We start from the raw sequence: 17,117 nt of genomic DNA, 5'->3' as shown, positions 1-17,117 counted from the left end.
ATTGACAAAAAGGGAACTTTGTAATCTTTTTGTAAAGCGGTTTAGTAAATCGCTTTACAGATTCTGAAAGACGGCCGGGAAACGGTTGCGTGAGGGCGAATGAGATGGCGAAGGCACCAAGCCTGAAAGATGTGGCGAAGGCTGCGGGGGTTTCCGTGGCGACGATTTCGCGTCTGCTGAATGGCTCGCTGGTGCTGCCGGATGAGACCCGTACCCGCATCGAGAACGCCATTCGCGACCTCGGTTACGTGCCGAACCCGCATGCGCGGCGTCTCAGCCGCGGCCGGTCCGACATGATCGGGCTGGTCATCCCCGACATCGCCAACCCGTTCTTTGCCATGCTGGTGGCGGCGATCGAGGAGGAGGCGGACAAGCTGGGCCTTGCCGTCTCGCTCAACGCGACGCTCAACCGGCCGGGGCGCGAGATGAAATATCTCGGCCTGATCGAGCACCACCATGTCGACGGGCTGATCTTCGTCACCAACCACCCGGATGACGGAGAGCTTGCGGGCCTGATCAACCGCACCGGCAAGGTCGTCATCGTCGATGAAGATGTGCCGGGCGCCATGGTGCCCAAGCTTTTCTGCGACAATCACCAGGGCGGCTACCTTGCCGGAAAACATCTCGCCGAGTTCGGCCACAAGAAGGTGGTGTTTGTCGGCGGTCCGGACGAGATGATTTCCACCACGCGCCGTTATGCGGGGCTTGAGCAGGGGCTGCGAGAACGGTTCGGCGAAGAGGCTGAAATCAAGCGCTATCGCGGCGAGTACACGGTTTCAGCCGGCCGCCACGCCGCGCGTCGTTTTCTGGACGAAAAGCTGCCGGCCACTGCCATTTTCGCAAGCTCGGACGAAATCGCCATCGGCCTGATCGAGGTGCTTTATTCCGAAGGCGTGAGCATTCCCGACCGCGTGTCTGTCGTGGGCTTCGATGATGTCGGGCCGCTGCATCTGTTCACGCCGCCCTTGACCGCCGTGCGTCAGCCGGTCCGCGCCATCGGGGCGCGTTCGCTTTCGCTTCTCCTTCAAACCGATTGGCAGCAGTCCGCCCCCCTTGAGAGGCAAGAATTGCTGCCCGTTGAAATCGTCGTGCGGAGTTCCGTCGCGCCGCCGGCGATCGAAAAAAAGCGACGTTCATAACCAAACCAGAGGATGAACTGATGTTACCGAGATTTTCCCGCAGGACTCTGCTTTCGACGGCGCTTGCCGCCAGCGTGATGGCCGGCGCGCTTTCCACCGCTGCCAATGCCGCCGACAAGACCTTCGCGCTTGTCCAGATCAACCAGCAGGCCCTGTTCTTCAACGACATCAATCGTGGCGCCGAGGAAAAGGCGGCCGAACTCGGCGTCGAACTGCAGATCTACAACGCCAACAACGACCCGGCGATGCAGAACAACGCGGTCGAAACCTATATCCAGGAAGGCGTTGACGGCCTTGCTGTCGTCGCCATCGATGTCAATGGCATCATGCCCGCCGTCGAGCAGGCCGACGACGCCGGCATTCCGGTTGTCGCCATCGACGCCATCCTGCCGGACGGCCCGCAGAAGGCGCAGATCGGTGTCGACAATGCCAAGGCCGGCGGCGATATCGGCGCTTACTTCCTCGACTACGTCAACGCCAATATGGACGGCACGGCAAAGGTCGGCGTCGTCGGCGCGCTGAATTCCTATATTCAGAACGTGCGTGAACAGGGCTTTGAAGACAAGATTGCCGGCGTTGACGGCATCGAGGTCGTCGGTGTTGTCGACGGCCAGAATATTCAGGACAACGCCCTGACGGCGGCTGAAAACCTGATCACCGCCAACCCCGACCTCACCGCGATCTACGCAACCGGCGAACCGGCCCTGATGGGCGCAATTGCCGCTGTCGAAAGCCAGGGCAAGCAGGACGACATCAAGATCTTCGGCTGGGACCTGACGGCGCAGGCGATCAACGCCATCGATGACGGTTTCCTCGTTGCCGTCATCCAGCAGGACCCGTCCCTGATGGGCGCGGCTGCCGTCGAAGCACTCAACGACATTTCCAATGGCGACAGCGTCGAGGCCTCGATCTCGGTTCCCGTCACCATCGTCGACGAAACCAATGTTGAACCATACCGCGCTATCTTTAAATGACATCCGATCTTCACCAGACCGGTGCTGACGGCGGCGAAGGGGATATTCCCCTTCGCTCGCCCGAACAGCCCGCAAGAGAACCCGCCGTCTCTCTCCACGGCATCACGAAAACCTTTGGCTCGCATCAGGCCTTGCGCGGTGTCGATCTCGATCTATATCCCGGTGAATGCCTCGGACTGGTCGGCGACAATGCGGCGGGCAAATCGACGCTCACCAAGATCATCTCGGGCACCTATATTCCCGATGGCGGCACAATCAGGATTGGCGGCGAAGCGGTGGAGCTGACCGGTCCCGCCGATGCGCGAAACCGCAATATCGAGATGGTGTTCCAGGATCTGAGCCTGTGCGACCATATCGACGTCGTCGGCAATCTGTTCCTGGGGCGCGAAATCTCCAGCGGCCTGTTTCTCGACCGCAAGAAAATGGCCGAGGAAGCCGCCCGCATGCTTGAGGCGCTGGAAATCCGCATTCCCCGGCTTTCCGCCAAGGTGGAAAAACTCTCCGGCGGTCAGCGGCAGGCGATTGCCATTGCGCGCGCGGCATCCTTCCAGCCGAAAGTGCTGATCATGGACGAGCCGACCTCCGCGCTTGCCGTGGCCGAAGTCGAAGCCGTTCTGCACCTCATCAACCGGGTCAAGGCCAAGGGCGTTTCCGTCGTGCTGATTACCCACCGGCTGCAGGACCTGTTCCGCGTCTGCGACCGCATTGCCGTCATGTATGAAGGCACCAAGGTGGCCGAACGCATGATCGGAGACACCAGCCTTGAAGACCTCGTTCAGCTTATCGTCGGGGGAGAAAAACATTGAGCGCCTACACTGAACGCGCAAAGGGCTCGCCGCTCGCCGATTTCCTCGGCGAAAATGCGCAGGTTCTCTCCATCGCCTTCTTTTTCATCGTCTGTGTCGTGTTCTTTTCGGCCACGACCGATACGTTTCTGACCGCCGGCAATCTGCTCAACGTCGTGCGTCAGGCAGCCCCTATTCTGGTCGTCGCCGTTGCGATGACCTTCGTCATCGTCACCGGTGGTATCGACCTTTCCGCCGGATCGATCATCGCCGTGATCAACGCCGTGGTCGCCATGATCATTGCCGCCGGCATGCCGTGGCCGCTGGCCATCGTCGCGATGCTGGCGCTTGGCGCACTGATCGGTCTGTTTCAGGGCTGGTTCGTGTCCTATCAGGGCATTCCCGCCTTTATCGTTACGCTCGCCGGCCTGTCGATCTTCCGCGGCATCGCGCTTTACCTGACCAAGGGCTATTCGATCCCGATCCGTGGCGTCGATGGCTTCCTGTTCCTCGGCCGTGGTGAGCTCTTCGGCATCCCCTTCCCCGCCATTGTGGCGGTGGTCGTCGCCATCCTCGGCTATGTCGTCATCGCCAAGACCCGTTACGGCCGCCAGGTCGTTGCCGTCGGTTCCAATCTGGAAGCCGCCCGCCGCGTCGGCATGCCGGCCAAATTCGTGCTGATGTCGGTTTATGTCCTCTCGGGCCTTGCCTGTGCGCTGGCCGGCCTGTTGATGGCCGCCCGTCTCGGCTCCGGGTCATCCAATGCAGCCGTCGGTTTCGAACTTCAGGCGATTGCCGCCGTCGTTCTTGGCGGCACGTCGCTGATGGGCGGTCGCGGCACAATCCTCGGCACGGTGCTTGGCACGATGACGATTGCCGTTATCGGCAATGGCCTGATCCTGCTGCACATCTCGCCCTTCTTCACCCAGATCGTCACCGGCGCGATCATCCTGCTGGCGATCTGGCTCAACACCCGCATCTTCGGAACCAATTTCAGTTTCGGGCGCGGCAAGGGAGGCAAGTAATGTCTGCAACCGAGCTTTCCGAAGCCCATACGGGCTCCGGCAAGGTCATGACCGTCAACGGGCCGATCAGCGCCGCCGATCTCGGCGTTACGCTGATGCACGAGCATGTGCTGAACGACTGCACATGCTGGTGGAACCCGCCGAAAACGCCGGATCGGCAATATCTGGCCGACAGCTTCATCTGCATGGAGATCCTCAGCGAACTGCATCAGGACCCCTTCGTCAACAAGCACAATATCACGCTGGATGACGAGACGCTGGCGATCGAGGAACTCTCGGCGCTGGTGAAAGCCGGCGGCAAGACGCTGGTTGAGCCCACCTGTCAGGGCATCGGCCGTAATCCGCTCGCCATGCGGCGGATTTCGAAGGCGACCGGGCTCAACATCGTCATTGGTGCCGGGTATTACCTTGAAAGCTCGCATCCGGAAAAGCTCGCCGCGATGTCCGAAGACGATATCGCCGACGAGATCGTCAATGAGGCCGTCAACGGTGTCGATGGGACGGATGTCAGGATCGGTCTGATCGGCGAAATCGGTGTCTCCGCCGACTTTACCGAAGCCGAGCGGAAATCGCTGCGCGGTGCGGCACGGGCGCAGGCCCGCACCGGCCTGCCGCTGATGGTGCATCTGCCCGGCTGGTTCCGCCTTGGCCATGACGTTCTGGATATCGCCGAGGCCGAAGGGGCTGATCTGAAGCACACCGTGCTCTGCCACATGAACCCGTCCCATGACGATTTCACCTATCAGAGCGAACTCGCCGCCCGCGGCGCCTTCATCGAATACGACATGATCGGTTCCGACTTCTTCTACGCCGACCAGCAGACCCAGTGCCCGAGCGATGAGGAATGCGCCCGCGCCATCGTCAGGCTGGTCGAGGCCGGGCATGAGAGCCGCATTCTGCTGTCACACGATGTGTTCCTGAAGATGATGCTGACCCATTATGGCGGCCACGGCTATGCCTTCATCCTCAAACACTTCCTGCCGCGCCTTGCGCGCCACGGGCTTGATGAAGGCGTGCTGACCCGGCTGATGAACAACAATCCGCGCGCCGTTTTCGACAGCGGCTTTACCGCGCAATGAACAACAAAACGGAATTGAAATGACAACAAAAGTACTTCTGGTCGGCGAAAGCTGGGTCACCTCCGAAACCCATTACAAGGGTTTCGATCAGTTCGGCAGCGTCCATTTTCACCTTGGCGCAACGCCGCTGGTCAACGCCCTGAAGGGCAGCGAATTCGAGCTGACCTACATGACCGCGCATGAAGCCGCCGACGGCTTTCCGTTCGAGATGGAAGGGCTTGATGAATATGACGTCATCATCCTGTCCGACATCGGCGCCAACACGCTGTTGCTTCCGCCGGCGGTCTGGCTGCAGTCGAAGACGGTTCCCAACCGCCTGAAGCTGATCAAGGCCTGGGTTGAAAAGGGCGGCGGTCTTCTGATGTGCGGCGGCTATTTCTCCTTCCAGGGCATTGACGGCAAGGCCCGCTGGCGGCGCACGGCTGTCGAAGAGGTTCTGCCGGTCACCTGCCTGCCATGGGACGACCGTGTGGAAATCCCGGAAGGCACGACGCCCGATATCCTGATGGCCGATCACCCGACGCTTGCCGGCATCTCCGGCGAATGGCCGGTCATGCTCGGCGTCAACGAGGTCGAGTTGCGCGAGCGGGACGATATCGACGTGGTTGCCCGCCTGCCGGAAGATCAGGGCGGCCATCCGCTGCTGGTCACCGGCAAGGCCGGCAAGGGACGCAGTGCTGTCTGGACCTCGGATATCGGCCCGCACTGGCTGTCGCCGGCTTTCTGCGAATGGGACGGCTACGGCAAGCTGTGGAAGAACATCCTCGGCTGGCTGGCCGCAAAGGATTGACGGGACCGGGACGGACTTGCCTCCCCAACCCGCCGGTTCCCCCTAACCGGCGAAGATTTCGGCAAGTTCGTCCCGACTGGGAAAGGCACGGCGCGTTCCGCGCCGGGCCACGGTCAGCGCCGAGGCGGCCGCTGCATGGGAAATGGCGCGCTGGTCGAGCATGCCGCCCCTGAGCGCTGCGGACGCCAGTGCCGCGCCCATGAAGGTGTCGCCGGCGCCGGTGGTGTCGATGGCTTTCGCCTTGACGGCGGGAACATGAATGAAGTCGCCGCCGGCCGTGCTCAGCATGGCGCCGTCGGTTCCGGCGGTCAGCACGACCTGGCGGACGCCCTTGGCGTGGAGCGCTTCGGCGGCTTTCCGCCCGGTGGAGCCGGCAAGGCTCAGGCTTTCGCTCTCGTTGAGAAAGGCAATGTCGATGAAGGGCCAGAGGCGCTCGAAATACGGCCTGAGCGGCGACGGGTTGAAGGTCGTCACCAAACCGCGTTCGCGGCCGGTTTTCAGCAGCGTTTCGGTGGTTTCGGCTCCGAGATTGCCCTGCATGACGAGGAAATCGGCGGGAGCGGCCTCGCCAAGCGCTTCAAGTGCTGCCTCAAGCGGCAGGGCCTCGGCGGCCTCGGTGGTGGTGACGATGGAATTTTCACCGTCCGGGGTGGTCAAAACCATCGAGAAATCGGTGGAAATGCCGGCAACGGAGGAAAGCCGCACAGCAAGCGGTTCCTCTGCAAGCTGTTCGCGGATCATGGCGGAGCGGAAATCCTCGCCGGTGGCCGAAACGAGTGTCGTTTCCAGCCCGCCGCGCGCCATCACAACGGCCTGGTTCGTGCCTTTGCCGCCAAGATCGCGGCTGGCGATCCGGCCCAGAATAGAAACGCCGGGCTCGGGAAGCCCGTCGACTGAAATTGTTTCGTCAATGGCGGCATTGCCAATCACAAACGCACGCATTTTTTAGCTTCCTGGAGAACGTTATGCAGAAAATATCAAGTGGAACTTCAAGCGCCATACGGGAAATATTCAAGGCTGACAAGGCTTTGCTTGGAATGATCCATTGCCCGTCCTTTCCCGGTTCGCCGCGTTACAGAAACGCCTCGATCGATACCATCTACGACGCCTGCATGCGCGATGCGGATGCCCTGATCGGCGGCGGGCTCGACGGGCTGGTGATCGAAAACCATGGCGACATTCCGTTTTCGAAACCCGAGGACATGGGGCATGAGACGGCGGCCTTCATGTCGGTGGTGACGGACCGGATCAAGACGGCAACCGGCGTTCCGCTCGGCATCAATGTGCTGGCAAACGCGCCGATCCCGGCCTTGGCAATCGCGCTTGCCGGCGGCGCCAGCTTCATCCGCGTCAACCAGTGGGCCAATGCCTATGTCGCCAATGAGGGCTTCATGGAAGGCCGCGCCGGCGAGGCGCTGCGCTATCGCTCGCTGCTGCGCGCCGAGCACATCAAGGTGTTCGCCGACAGCCACGTCAAGCACGGCGCCCACGCCATCACCGCCGACCGTACCATCCCCGAGCAGACCCGTGATCTCGCCTTCTTCGATGCCGACGTGGTGATTGCCACCGGCCAGCGCACCGGCAATGCCGCGACCATCGAGGAGATCGACGAGGTCCGCTCGGCAACCGACCTGCCGCTGATGGTCGGTTCGGGCGTGACCAAGGACAATATCGGCGAAATCCTCGCCCGCACCAACGGCGTCATCGTCGCGTCCTCGCTGAAGGAAGGCGGTGTGTGGTGGAACCCGGTCGACCCGGAACGGGTGAAGGCCTTCATGGATGCCGCACGCCCCGCACTCGGCCGCGATTGAGGAAACGGCATATGGAAAAGCTTTCCGACTTCATCCTGCGCGAAAACAGGACTGTCTTCGACGAAATGGTCGCCCACCGTTTCGTCGAGGACATCAAGGCCGATACGCTGCCGAAAAGCGCGTTCGAACGCTATCTCGTCTTCGAGGGCGCCTTTGTCGAAACCGCGATCTCGATCTTTGCCTATGCGACCGCCAAGGCCGAAACCATGACCGACCGGCGCTGGCTGATCGGCGTTCTCGACGCACTCGCCAACAGCCAGATCGCCTATTTCGAGCGGACATTTACCGCACGCGGCATCGACGTGACCGACTTCAACACAGACCTCCCGGCCGTCGCCCGCTTTCGCGACGGCATGCTGACGATTGCCCGTGATGGCGGTTTCATCGATACGGTCGCGGCCATGTTCGCGGCCGAATGGATGTACTGGACATGGTCGAAACAGGCGGCGCAGAACACCATTTCCGATCCGCTTCTTGCCGAATGGGTCGGCCTGCACACCGACGAAACCTTTGCCGCACAGGCCACATGGCTGAAGGAGCGGCTCGATGAGGCCGGCGAAACACTGAGCGGGGCCGAAAGAGCGCATCTGAGCGCCGTCTTCGGCAAGGCAATGCGGCTTGAGATCGACTTTCATTCCGCTGCCTATGAGGAGGAAACGGCGGCATAACCGCACGCCCTGAAAGCCGGCTCCTGCCGATTACATGTCATATTATCGGCATAAAAAAGACGGGCGGAAACATGCTCCGCCCGTCTCTCTTCGACAAAATATACGGTCTCAGCGAACCTTGCCGATGGCGGACATCAGCTCCTCGACACGGCGGGGATCGACAGGGTTCCACCAGAGGCCGTCTTGCTTCAGCCACTGGCCAACAATCGCGCCATCGGCAACGGCCATCAATGCGGGAACCTGTTCCGGCGAAAGGCCGGAGCCGATGATAACCGGCAGATTGGTGCCCGAACGGACATCCTCAACCTCGTCCGGCTGGGTGGGAGAACCGGTTCGCGTGCCGGTGGCGATGAGAACGTCGGCGTCGAACCATTCGGCATCGGTCGCCTGTTCGGTGATCGTCCGGTCGGCGGTGATGGCGTGCGCGCCGAATTTGACGTGGACATCGGCGAAGATCGCGACATCCTTTGCGTCAATCATCGCGCGGTAGCGCATCGCGTCGGGAGCCGGGCCGTTGAGAAAACCTTCATTGGCCACATAGGCATTGGCCCACTGATTGACACGTACCCATTTCGCGCCTGAGGCCTTCGCCACGGCCAGCGCCGGGATTGCGCCATTGGCGACACATGTGATGCCGATCGGCACATCGGCGGCATTGCGCACTTCCAGACATGCGGCCGTCAGCGCGGCCACGGTTTCGGGACCGATGGATTCGGGCCGGGCAAAGGGAAGATCGCTGGCGTTTTCAACGATAATGCCGTCGATCCCGCCATCAGCCAGCGTCCTGGCGTCGCGGGCGGCAGCGGCATAGATGTCCCGGACGGCTTCGCCTTCATATCTGGGCGCACCGGGCAGCGGTCTCAGATGGATGACGCCGATCACCGGTTTTTTGACCGGAAAAAGCGTTTCCAGCATGTCGACTTTTGGCGGCAGTACCTTGGGCGGTGTCATCGTTTCCTCTTTGATATGATTTGAAGTTTGTTTTTTCAGGATCAGACAGACGCGGTTCCGCACCGCGTCCGATGCCGTCTGCAAGCGCGGTCAGGACCCTTCTGACGAGGGCAGCGTCTGCTCACGCTCGTACAATTCGATGAACCGGTCCATGGCGCCGATTGCAGCGGCAATGTCATGCACATCGACGGCTTCGGCCGGGTGGTGGCTGATCCCTTTTGCACAGCGGACAAAGATCATCCCGATCGGGCACAGATTGCTCATGGCAATGCCATCATGGCCCGCGCCGCTCGGAAGACGCCGAACCTGGTCGGCATTTCCCGGGATTGATTTCTCGATCATCTGGATCAGCCGGTCGTCACACCGTGTCGCGTGTGCTCCGCCCGTTGTCTCGAAGGTAACGTCGACATGGCGCCGCGCGCAGATTTCAGCGATCTTTTCCTCTATCCCGTCGCAGACCGACTTCAGCAATGCATCATCATGACTGCGGATATCGAGAGAGAATCGTACGCGGCCTGCAATGACATTACCGGCATTGGGATGGGTTTCGAGAAAGCCGACAGTGCCGACCATATCGGGCCGCCGGCAGGCATCCTCGATCAGGCATATGCATTCCGCAGCGGCCGCCAGCGCATCCTGCCGCTCGCTCATCGGAACGGTCCCCGCATGGCCCGACAGGCCGTTGATCTCCACCAGCATCCGGCGCGATCCGACAATGGCGCTCACACAGGCCAGACTTTCACCCGCCGTGTCGAGCACCGGTCCCTGCTCGATGTGCAGCTCTACATAGGCTGCGGGCGGACTGTCCGTCATCGATGCTGCCGCGAAGTCTTCCGGCTCGAAACAGGCCTCTATCAGCGCATCATACACCGTTATCCCGTCCGGGTCCGCGCGCGCGAGGTCGTCCGCCGTTGTCAGACCCGCCACGGCGCGGCTTCCCAATATCGTCGAGCCAAAGCGCACGCCTTCCTCGTCGCCGAAAGCGATAAGCCGGATCGGGACGGACGGGGGCACGCCCCGCGCCTTCAGATGTTCCAGGCAGTTGAGCGCAACGAGGACGCCCAGCGTTCCGTCATACTTTCCGGCGTCGCGCACCGTGTCGATATGCGATCCGAGCATCAGCGGCGGGCGGGAATTCGTCGTTCCCGAGAGTTCACAGATAACATTGCCGACCGGATCGGCAAAACCGTCCAGCCCCGCCTGTTCGATCCACCCCAGCAAGGTCCGGTTTGCCTTGATATGGGCCGGAGACAGGAAAAGCCGCGTCAGCGCATCGGTGTCGTCGGAGATCGATGCCAGTGCATCGATCCTGTCCAGAACCGCTCTGGCGCGGGCCATCAGTTCAGTCGAAGGTGACGTCACGGTTGACATCCTTGTAGAGAAGATAGGCCGACGTGGTCCAGCCTGTCGGATAGAAGAGCTGCGGGCAGTATGGCCCCATCCAGATGAAATCATCCTGCCAGACTTCATGCCAGTCGGTGTCGAGCAGATACATCCCCTGTCCCTCGAGCATGAACAGGCCATGTTCCATGATGTGGGTTTCCACATCCGGGAAGTGTGCGCCCGGCGCGAAGCTGAGGATATTCATCTCCATATCGAAGCGGAGATCACCAAAGGGAAGCAGATGCTCCCATGTGCGCCCTTCGGTATTGTTGTGATTGACTTTCTCGACGGCTGACCGCTGGGAGACGATCGCTTCCGGCGGCTCCAGTCCGATCGACACATACGGTTTCTTGAGACCGAGCACCCGCGCCTCCTCCGATCCGTGATTGCGGATCGAAAAGCGCCGGTCCGGCGGAATATAGGCAAAACCATCGGCCTCCAGGGTTTGCGGACCAAGCCCATCGATATCCAGTTCGACAGCACCGCCGATGACATAGAAGAACCGCTGCAGCGGATCGGAAAACGGCTGGACCGTGCCGCCGCCCGGCGCGATGTGCAGCATTGCCTGCGCAAACCGCGCGCCAAGGGCGGGTGCCGCCTGAAAGCGGACAATGGTGTTTTCGTAATTGGGCAGGTAGCTGTCCATGATGCCTTCGGGAGGCATAACCGCATAATTGCGCTGGACGACGCCACGATTATGGCCGAAAGCGCCGGGCATTATACGTCCGGGTTTGATCTTGAAGTCCCGGGGATGCATGTCGTTCTTCTCCTGAGATTGCGGAAATGATGAATGTCGCGACGGTCGCGCCCGTTTCCGGTGATACGCCGCAGACAGCTAGTGCCCTTTCGCAGATGACCGGACACGCCGCCGCGACAGCGTGATGAGGAAAAAGCCGATGGCCATGGCGGCGAAGGAAACGGCTGTCGTCGCGGTTCCAAGCGCATATAGCACCGGCGTGGTGACGTTGTTGGTCATGGCATAGATCTCGAGCGGCAGGGTGTTGTAGCTGCCGCCGGTCAGCACGGTGCGGGCGAACTCGTCATAGGAAAGGCTGAAACCGAAGAGCATGATGCCGATGATGTTCGGCAGGACGATGGGAAAGACGACATGCCAGAAGGTCTGCCAGCGGGTCGCGCCAAGATCGATGGCGGCTTCCTCATAGCTCCTGTCCAGCCGTGACAGAACGCCGATCATCACCAGCAGGCCGAAGGGCAGCGTCCAGGTCAGTTGCGCGCCGAAAGCGCTTGAATACCAGGCCGAGTCCAGCCCCGCCTGACTGAACAGCAGGCCGACGCCGAGGCTGACGAGAATGGACGGCACCACCAGGCTCACGATCGTCATGGTGAAGATCAGGCGATCGCCGGCAAAGCGTTTGCGCAGCGCCAGACCCGCCGGCACCACGATCAGGACATTCGCCATCATCACCATGCAGGCGAGAATGAGCGAACGTGAGAGCGAACCACCGATATCGCCAACCCGCTGAACCGCGAAAAGCTGCGCAAACCAGTGGGGAGACGGATCGACGAGCGGAAAGGTCAACCCACCCAGCGGCCCCTGCCACGCAAGGATGCCGATCGTGATCGTCGGCCCGTAGAGGAACAGGAGAAACGCCGCGAAGATAATCTGCAGAAGACGGGACAATGCACTGTGCCGGATCACAACGACCTCCTGATATCGACGTTACGCAACATCGCACCGATTGCGCTCATCACCACCACAAGAAGCAGAATGGCATTGGCGCAGGCGGCCGGATATTGAAGAAGCGAGATCTGGTTGGAAATCAGCAGCACCGTGGAAGCGCTCTGCCCGCCGCTCATCAGCCGGACGGTGACATAATCGCTCATCACCAGCGTAATGATGAACACCGCGCCGATGGCAAAGCCGGACCTGCACAGCGGCAGGATCACAAACATCATGATCTGCCAGGGTTTTGCCCCCGCATCGGTGGCCGCTTCAACCAGGCTCTTGTCGATCCGCATCATGCTGTTGAACAGCGGCGTGACCATGAAGAGCGTATAGAGGTAGACATAGACCAGGATGACCGCAAAGGGCGAGTAGAGCAGCATATCGAGCGGTTTGTCGATAACCCCGGTCGAAACCAGCGCATCGTTCAGCAAGCCGTTTCTGCCGAGATAGGGAACCCAGGAAATCATGCGGATGATGTTCGAGGTCAGAAACGGAACCGCGCAGGCGAGAAAGAACAGCGTTTTCACGCCCGGACGGCGGACATAGAACGCCACGTAATAGGCAACCAGAAAGCCGAGAACGGCGGTGATTGCGAGCACATAGAGCGTGAAGCGGATCGTGCTCCACAGCGTCCGCCAGATCGTCGCCGAAAACAGCATCTCCTTGTAGTTGGTCAACACGAAATCGGGGATGACCCGGAAGGAATCGTAGTCGAAGAAGCTGACGATCAGAACCATGATCAGCGGCAGAACGAGAAACAGGGTCAGAACCAGCGTGAGCGGTGCGATCTGAACATAGGCCAGCCACGCCGGCGGCTTGTTCGGATGGCGCCGTCGGGACCGTCTGGGCGGGTTTGTTACAGCATCAGAGATTGTGCTCATCGGCAGCCTCCCAGCGAATGCCAATACTGGCGCCGACATCGACCGGCTGTTTCTTGAATTCCGCGTCGGGGACCTGCATCGTCAGGCTTTCCGACGTGTCGGGATCGGTTTCCTTCATGACGATCCGCGCATGGGTGCCCTGATATTCGACGGCGGTCACGTTGCAGGTCATGAGCGCTGTCGCGGCGCTGTCGGCCAGTTTGAGCCGGTCGGCGCGCACGGCGACCTTTCTGTCGTCGCGGGTAATCACGTTGTGACCGCCGATAAAGCGCGCGACGAAATCATTTTCCGGCCGGTCGAACACGTCGGCGGCCGGTCCGCTCTGGCTGATCTCGCCGTCATGCATGACGACGATCTGGTCGCCGAGCGCCAGCGCCTCGTCCTGGCTGTGGGTCACGTGGATGAATGTAATGCCGAGCTCGCGCTGAAACTGTTTGAGCTCCTCGCGCATTTTCAGCCGCAGGAACGGATCGAGCGCGGAAAGCGGTTCGTCGAGAAGCAGCACCTTCGGTTTGGTGATCAGCGCGCGCGCCAGGGCGACACGCTGCTGCTGCCCGCCTGACAGCTCTCCCGGACGGCGCTTTTCGAACGCGCTCATTTCGACAAGCGACAGGAACTCCCGTGCCATTTCCAGTCGCCGGGCGCGGCCAACCCCCTTCATACGCTGGCTGAACGCAACGTTTTCAAGGCAGGTCATATGCGGGAAGAGCGCGTAATTCTGGAACATCATCGCCGTTCCGCGTTCGGCGGGCGCGAACTCGGTGACATTCCTGTTGTTGACGAGAATGTCGCCTTCCGAAACATCTTCGTGGCCTGCGATCATGCGCAGGGTCGATGTCTTTCCGCATCCGCTCGGCCCCAGAAGGCAGCAATAGGTTCCGGAAGCAATGCGCAGGGAGATCGCATTGACGGCGACGGTATTGCCGTAACGCTTCGTCGCTGCAATCAGTTCAACGTCGTATTTGGTGGTCACGGGCGCCCCGCTATCGATATCGTGAGGATTGCCCGGCCTTTGCGAGGCCGGGCACGGGTGGCAGACAGCCGCTTATGCAGCGACGAATTCATTCCACTTGCTGACCATGTGGCGATCCTCGTCCATGACCGAGTTCCAGCATGCGATATTGCCCATGCGTTCCTCGAAGGAACCACCATCGCGCACAGCGCCGGGTCCTTCCATCTTCACGCCTTCGGGGCTGACGATATCGCCCTGTGCCGGTTTGCCCTCGACCCAGAAGCCCCATTCGTCCTCGGTCATGAATTTCTTCGCCGAGGTCATGTTGGCGCTGTAATAGCCTTCGCGGTTGAGGTAGGCGCCGACCCAACCGGACAGATACCAGTTGATGTATTCATAGGCTGCGTCCAGTTCGATCCCGCTCAGGTGGCTGGCAATGCCGAAGCCGCCGCCCCATGCGCGGTAGCCTTCCTGCAAGGGCTGGAACACGCACGGAATGCCCTTGGAACGGACCGCGGCAACGGCGGGCGACCACATCGACTGGATCACGACCTCGCCGGAGGACATCAGGTTGACGCTCTCGTCGAAGGATTTCCACAAGGCCCGGAACTGTCCGGCGCGCTTGGCCTCGATCAGGAAGGCGGCGGTCTTGTCGATTTCCTCCTTGGTCATGTTACCCTTGTCGCCATAGGTTATTGCGCCCTGGGATTCGAGGATCATGGCCGCGTCCATGATGCCGATCGAGGGAATGTTGACGATGGCGGTGCGGCCCTTGAAGGCCGGGTCCATGATGTCGCTCCAGTTGGTGATCGGCCGGCCGACGAGATCGGGACGGATACCGAGCGTATCGGCATTGTAGGTCGTCGGGATCAGCGTCATCCATTCGGTCGGCGACGGTGCGAATTCGGTCGAATCCGAACCGGTCACATAGGAGACCGTGTGCGGGGCGGTGCCCTGCGCCAGCTTGCTGTCCGGCGTCAGCTTGCCGTCCTTGAAGATGGAAACGATGTCGTTATAGGATTTGACGCGGTTCACATCGATCGGCTGCAGAACGCCGGTCGGGAAGATCTTCTTGCAGCTGAAATACTCGATATCGGCCAGTTCGTAGGAATTTGGCTGGGTCACAATACGGTTGTTGACGGAATCGGTATCCAGCGCCGTCATCTGGATCGTGATGCCGAGGTCTTCCTTGGCCTTGGCGGCAATGGCATTGGCAGAGGCCGTGCCGGTGCTGGTCGAGCGCAGGACGATGTCCTTGATGTTCTGCGCCCAGATGGTCGGAAAGCCGGTGATCACACCCGACCCGGCGGCCGCACCACCCAGAGCCGCCGCGCCTTTCAGCACGCTACGGCGCGAGATTTTCGATTTTGTCCCAGTCATTGCGAAGTTCCCTTTTTATATTGGACCCACCCGTCGCCCTCGGGTGGCGTTTACGTTTCATGGCTGGCCCGGAGCGATACAGGACGGGTTGAAATCATTGGCAAGAACGTTGCGGGGCGTGGCCTTCTCATACGGCCCGCGCGCCAGAAATTGACCGGCGCCCGGCTCGGCGGAAACAACGCCGTCACGCATGACAAGCGCGCCGCGCAACCATGTCATCTGCGGCCAGCCGACAACTTCCATGCCCTCATAGGGCGTATAGTCGACGGCGTGCTGAAGCAGGTCATTGGTGATGGTGACGCGCCGGTCCGGGTCCCAGGCCACGATGTCGGCATCGGCGCCGACGGCGATCTGCCCCTTCGCCGGCCACAGGCCGTAGAGTTTGGCCGGATTGGCGGCGGTAAGCGCCACGAACTGTTCGAGCGAGATGCGCCCTTTCGAAACGCCCTCGGAAAACACGATCGGCATACGCGAGCCGACACCCGGAACGCCATTGGGAATCTTGTCGAATGACGCATCCGTTCCGTGGCGATCCTTCGAAAACACGCCCGTCATGTTGAAGGCGCTGTGGTCGGACGAGATCACGTCGATGGTGCCGCGACCGATCATCTCCCAGAGCCCGGCGGTATCTTCCTGTCGGCGCGGCGCGGGGCTGCACATATATTTCGCGCCCTCGAAACCGGGCCGGTCCATATCGTCCTCGCTCAGCACCAGATATTGCGGGCATGTCTCGCCCCAGACCTTGAGCCCGCGCGACTGGGCGCGGCCAATCTCCTCGGCAACCTCGGCGCAGGACACATGGAAAACCTGGATGGGCTGGTCCACCAGTTCGGCAAGCGCAATCGCCCGGTAGGTCGCCTCACGCTCCAGAACCTTGGGCCGCGACCAGGCGTGATATTTCGGCGCGGTCATCCCTTGCGCGAGCAGTTGCTCGGTCATCCAGCCGATGCCATCGTAATTCTCGCAGTGAACGCAGACCATCGCGCCTTCCCGGCGCGCCGCGGCCAGCACTCTGAGGAATTCCCGGTCGCTCAGATGGGCATCGTCATAGGTGAGGAACACCTTCAGGCTGCGCACGCCCTCGCGCACAAGGTCGGGGATCGCGCCGATGGTCGCATCATCGGCATTGGTAATGATCTGATGGAACGAATAATCGATCAGGGAGCGTTCCGCGCGGCGCATCGTTTCGGCGAAAATATCCTCGATCGAGGCGCCTTCGAACTGCGCTATGAACGAAACCGCCGTGGTCGTGCCACCGGCAAGAGCCGAGCGCCCGCCGGTTTCGAGGCTCTCCGCACCATAGCCCATTCCGGGCTCGACCTGATCGAGATGGCAATGCGTGTCGACGCCGCCCGGCGTCAGAACCAATCCGGAAACATCAATGCTCCGGCGGGCCTCGCCGACATCGCCGATGGCGACGATCTTCCCGCCTGCAATACCCACATCCGCTGTCAAAACACCGTCCGCATTGGCAATGATACCGCCCCGCAGGGCCAGTTCGACGTCCATCTCGCTCTCCTGATTATCTGTCCCATTGTACAAACGTCATACCATTTAACAAGACGCTTGCTTAAAAAAAATGCGACATTTTGTAATGATTAATAGTTGTGCG

17 protein-coding genes are annotated in these 17,117 nt (G+C 61.0%); 8 read left to right on the top strand and 9 right to left on the bottom strand.

Annotation, left to right across the window (positions count from 1 at the left end; all coding sequences use genetic code 11):
• Positions 1-104 precede the first annotated feature (104 nt).
• The 6 genes from ACHZCU_RS22335 to ACHZCU_RS22310 are packed head-to-tail and all read left to right on the top strand — an operon-like array spanning position 105 to position 5,792.
• Positions 105-1,139, top strand: coding sequence for a LacI family DNA-binding transcriptional regulator (locus ACHZCU_RS22335; RefSeq protein ID WP_319520508.1), 1,035 nt, complete (start codon positions 105-107; stop codon positions 1,137-1,139).
• Between the two features lie 20 nt (positions 1,140-1,159).
• The gene (locus ACHZCU_RS22330; protein WP_394706168.1) at positions 1,160-2,113 is read left to right on the top strand and encodes a substrate-binding domain-containing protein; all 954 of its coding nucleotides are present in this window, start codon (positions 1,160-1,162) and stop codon (positions 2,111-2,113) included.
• Positions 2,110-2,919 (top strand): ATP-binding cassette domain-containing protein, encoded by an 810-nt coding sequence (locus ACHZCU_RS22325; RefSeq protein ID WP_319520507.1) that lies wholly within the window; start codon positions 2,110-2,112, stop codon positions 2,917-2,919. The genes ACHZCU_RS22330 and ACHZCU_RS22325 overlap by 4 nt, the downstream gene beginning before the upstream one ends.
• Positions 2,916-3,923 carry an ABC transporter permease gene (locus ACHZCU_RS22320; RefSeq protein ID WP_319520506.1) on the top strand — a complete coding sequence of 336 codons (1,008 nt, stop codon included), beginning with the start codon at positions 2,916-2,918 and terminating at the stop codon, positions 3,921-3,923. Before ACHZCU_RS22325 ends, ACHZCU_RS22320 begins: the two co-directional genes overlap by 4 nt.
• Entirely contained in the window at positions 3,923-5,002 is a 1,080-nt protein-coding gene (locus ACHZCU_RS22315; RefSeq protein ID WP_319520505.1) for a phosphotriesterase-related protein, read from the top strand. Before ACHZCU_RS22320 ends, ACHZCU_RS22315 begins: the two co-directional genes overlap by 1 nt.
• Before the next feature lie 19 nt (positions 5,003-5,021).
• A complete protein-coding gene (locus ACHZCU_RS22310; protein WP_319520504.1) occupies positions 5,022-5,792 on the top strand; it encodes a glutamine amidotransferase in 771 nt (256 codons plus the stop codon).
• Between the two features lie 42 nt (positions 5,793-5,834).
• On the opposite strand, the gene ACHZCU_RS22305 is transcribed toward ACHZCU_RS22310, so the two are convergent.
• A complete protein-coding gene (locus tag ACHZCU_RS22305) occupies positions 5,835-6,734 on the bottom strand; it encodes a PfkB family carbohydrate kinase (protein ID WP_319520503.1) in 900 nt (299 codons plus the stop codon).
• Positions 6,735-6,757: 23 nt separating this feature from the next.
• Between ACHZCU_RS22305 and ACHZCU_RS22300 the strand changes: the two genes are divergently transcribed.
• Entirely contained in the window at positions 6,758-7,603 is an 846-nt protein-coding gene (locus tag ACHZCU_RS22300; RefSeq protein WP_319520502.1) for a BtpA/SgcQ family protein, read from the top strand.
• A gap of 11 nt (positions 7,604-7,614) precedes the next feature.
• The gene (locus ACHZCU_RS22295) at positions 7,615-8,271 is read left to right on the top strand and encodes a TenA family protein (RefSeq protein WP_319520501.1); all 657 of its coding nucleotides are present in this window, start codon (positions 7,615-7,617) and stop codon (positions 8,269-8,271) included.
• A 108-nt stretch (positions 8,272-8,379) separates the two neighbouring features.
• On the opposite strand, the gene ACHZCU_RS22290 is transcribed toward ACHZCU_RS22295, so the two are convergent.
• The 8 genes from ACHZCU_RS22290 to hydA all read right to left on the bottom strand — a co-directional run bounded on the left by ACHZCU_RS22290 (position 8,380) and on the right by hydA (position 17,014).
• Positions 8,380-9,222: a BtpA/SgcQ family protein gene (locus ACHZCU_RS22290; RefSeq protein WP_319520500.1), complete on the bottom strand. Its 843-nt coding sequence runs from the start codon at positions 9,220-9,222 to the stop codon at positions 8,380-8,382.
• A gap of 90 nt (positions 9,223-9,312) precedes the next feature.
• Positions 9,313-10,584, bottom strand: a complete 1,272-nt coding sequence (locus tag ACHZCU_RS22285) for a M20 family metallo-hydrolase (protein WP_319520499.1) — start codon at positions 10,582-10,584, stop codon at positions 9,313-9,315.
• Entirely contained in the window at positions 10,565-11,362 is a 798-nt protein-coding gene (gene allE, locus ACHZCU_RS22280) for a (S)-ureidoglycine aminohydrolase (RefSeq protein ID WP_319520498.1), read from the bottom strand. Before allE ends, ACHZCU_RS22285 begins: the two co-directional genes overlap by 20 nt.
• A 78-nt stretch (positions 11,363-11,440) precedes the next feature.
• Entirely contained in the window at positions 11,441-12,265 is an 825-nt protein-coding gene (locus ACHZCU_RS22275; RefSeq protein WP_319520497.1) for an ABC transporter permease, read from the bottom strand.
• Positions 12,262-13,173, bottom strand: coding sequence for an ABC transporter permease (locus ACHZCU_RS22270; RefSeq protein ID WP_319520496.1), 912 nt, complete (start codon positions 13,171-13,173; stop codon positions 12,262-12,264). Before ACHZCU_RS22270 ends, ACHZCU_RS22275 begins: the two co-directional genes overlap by 4 nt.
• The gene (locus ACHZCU_RS22265) at positions 13,157-14,146 is read right to left on the bottom strand and encodes an ABC transporter ATP-binding protein (protein ID WP_319520495.1); all 990 of its coding nucleotides are present in this window, start codon (positions 14,144-14,146) and stop codon (positions 13,157-13,159) included. The genes ACHZCU_RS22270 and ACHZCU_RS22265 overlap by 17 nt, the downstream gene beginning before the upstream one ends.
• A gap of 72 nt (positions 14,147-14,218) precedes the next feature.
• The gene (locus tag ACHZCU_RS22260) at positions 14,219-15,505 is read right to left on the bottom strand and encodes a PotD/PotF family extracellular solute-binding protein (protein ID WP_319520494.1); all 1,287 of its coding nucleotides are present in this window, start codon (positions 15,503-15,505) and stop codon (positions 14,219-14,221) included.
• A gap of 57 nt (positions 15,506-15,562) precedes the next feature.
• Positions 15,563-17,014: a dihydropyrimidinase gene (gene hydA / locus ACHZCU_RS22255; protein WP_319520493.1), complete on the bottom strand. Its 1,452-nt coding sequence runs from the start codon at positions 17,012-17,014 to the stop codon at positions 15,563-15,565.
• Positions 17,015-17,117: the final 103 nt, after the last annotated feature.

It is taken from the genome of uncultured Martelella sp., assembly GCF_963677965.2.
GTDB classification, from domain to species: Bacteria; Pseudomonadota; Alphaproteobacteria; order Rhizobiales; family Rhizobiaceae; genus Martelella; species Martelella mangrovi.
Note: the sequence above shows the minus strand (reverse complement) of the source record. Positions and strands in the feature narration are given on the sequence as shown.

What these genes read in the sequence shown, in the direction of transcription:
- ACHZCU_RS22335 (WP_319520508.1), top strand. Translation starts at nt 105, where the DNA reads ATGGCGAAGGCACCAAGCCTGAAAGATGTGGCGAAGGCTGCGGGGGTT.
- ACHZCU_RS22330 (WP_394706168.1), top strand. Translation starts at nt 1,160, where the DNA reads ATGTTACCGAGATTTTCCCGCAGGACTCTGCTTTCGACGGCGCTTGCC.
- ACHZCU_RS22325 (WP_319520507.1), top strand. Translation starts at nt 2,110, where the DNA reads ATGACATCCGATCTTCACCAGACCGGTGCTGACGGCGGCGAAGGGGAT.
- ACHZCU_RS22315 (WP_319520505.1), top strand. Translation starts at nt 3,923, where the DNA reads ATGTCTGCAACCGAGCTTTCCGAAGCCCATACGGGCTCCGGCAAGGTC.
- ACHZCU_RS22310 (WP_319520504.1), top strand. Translation starts at nt 5,022, where the DNA reads ATGACAACAAAAGTACTTCTGGTCGGCGAAAGCTGGGTCACCTCCGAA.
- ACHZCU_RS22305 (WP_319520503.1), bottom strand. Translation starts at nt 6,734, where the DNA reads ATGCGTGCGTTTGTGATTGGCAATGCCGCCATTGACGAAACAATTTCA.
- ACHZCU_RS22300 (WP_319520502.1), top strand. Translation starts at nt 6,758, where the DNA reads ATGCAGAAAATATCAAGTGGAACTTCAAGCGCCATACGGGAAATATTC.
- ACHZCU_RS22295 (WP_319520501.1), top strand. Translation starts at nt 7,615, where the DNA reads ATGGAAAAGCTTTCCGACTTCATCCTGCGCGAAAACAGGACTGTCTTC.
- ACHZCU_RS22290 (WP_319520500.1), bottom strand. Translation starts at nt 9,222, where the DNA reads ATGACACCGCCCAAGGTACTGCCGCCAAAAGTCGACATGCTGGAAACG.
- allE (WP_319520498.1), bottom strand. Translation starts at nt 11,362, where the DNA reads ATGCATCCCCGGGACTTCAAGATCAAACCCGGACGTATAATGCCCGGC.
- ACHZCU_RS22270 (WP_319520496.1), bottom strand. Translation starts at nt 13,173, where the DNA reads ATGAGCACAATCTCTGATGCTGTAACAAACCCGCCCAGACGGTCCCGA.
- ACHZCU_RS22260 (WP_319520494.1), bottom strand. Translation starts at nt 15,505, where the DNA reads ATGACTGGGACAAAATCGAAAATCTCGCGCCGTAGCGTGCTGAAAGGC.
- hydA (WP_319520493.1), bottom strand. Translation starts at nt 17,014, where the DNA reads ATGGACGTCGAACTGGCCCTGCGGGGCGGTATCATTGCCAATGCGGAC.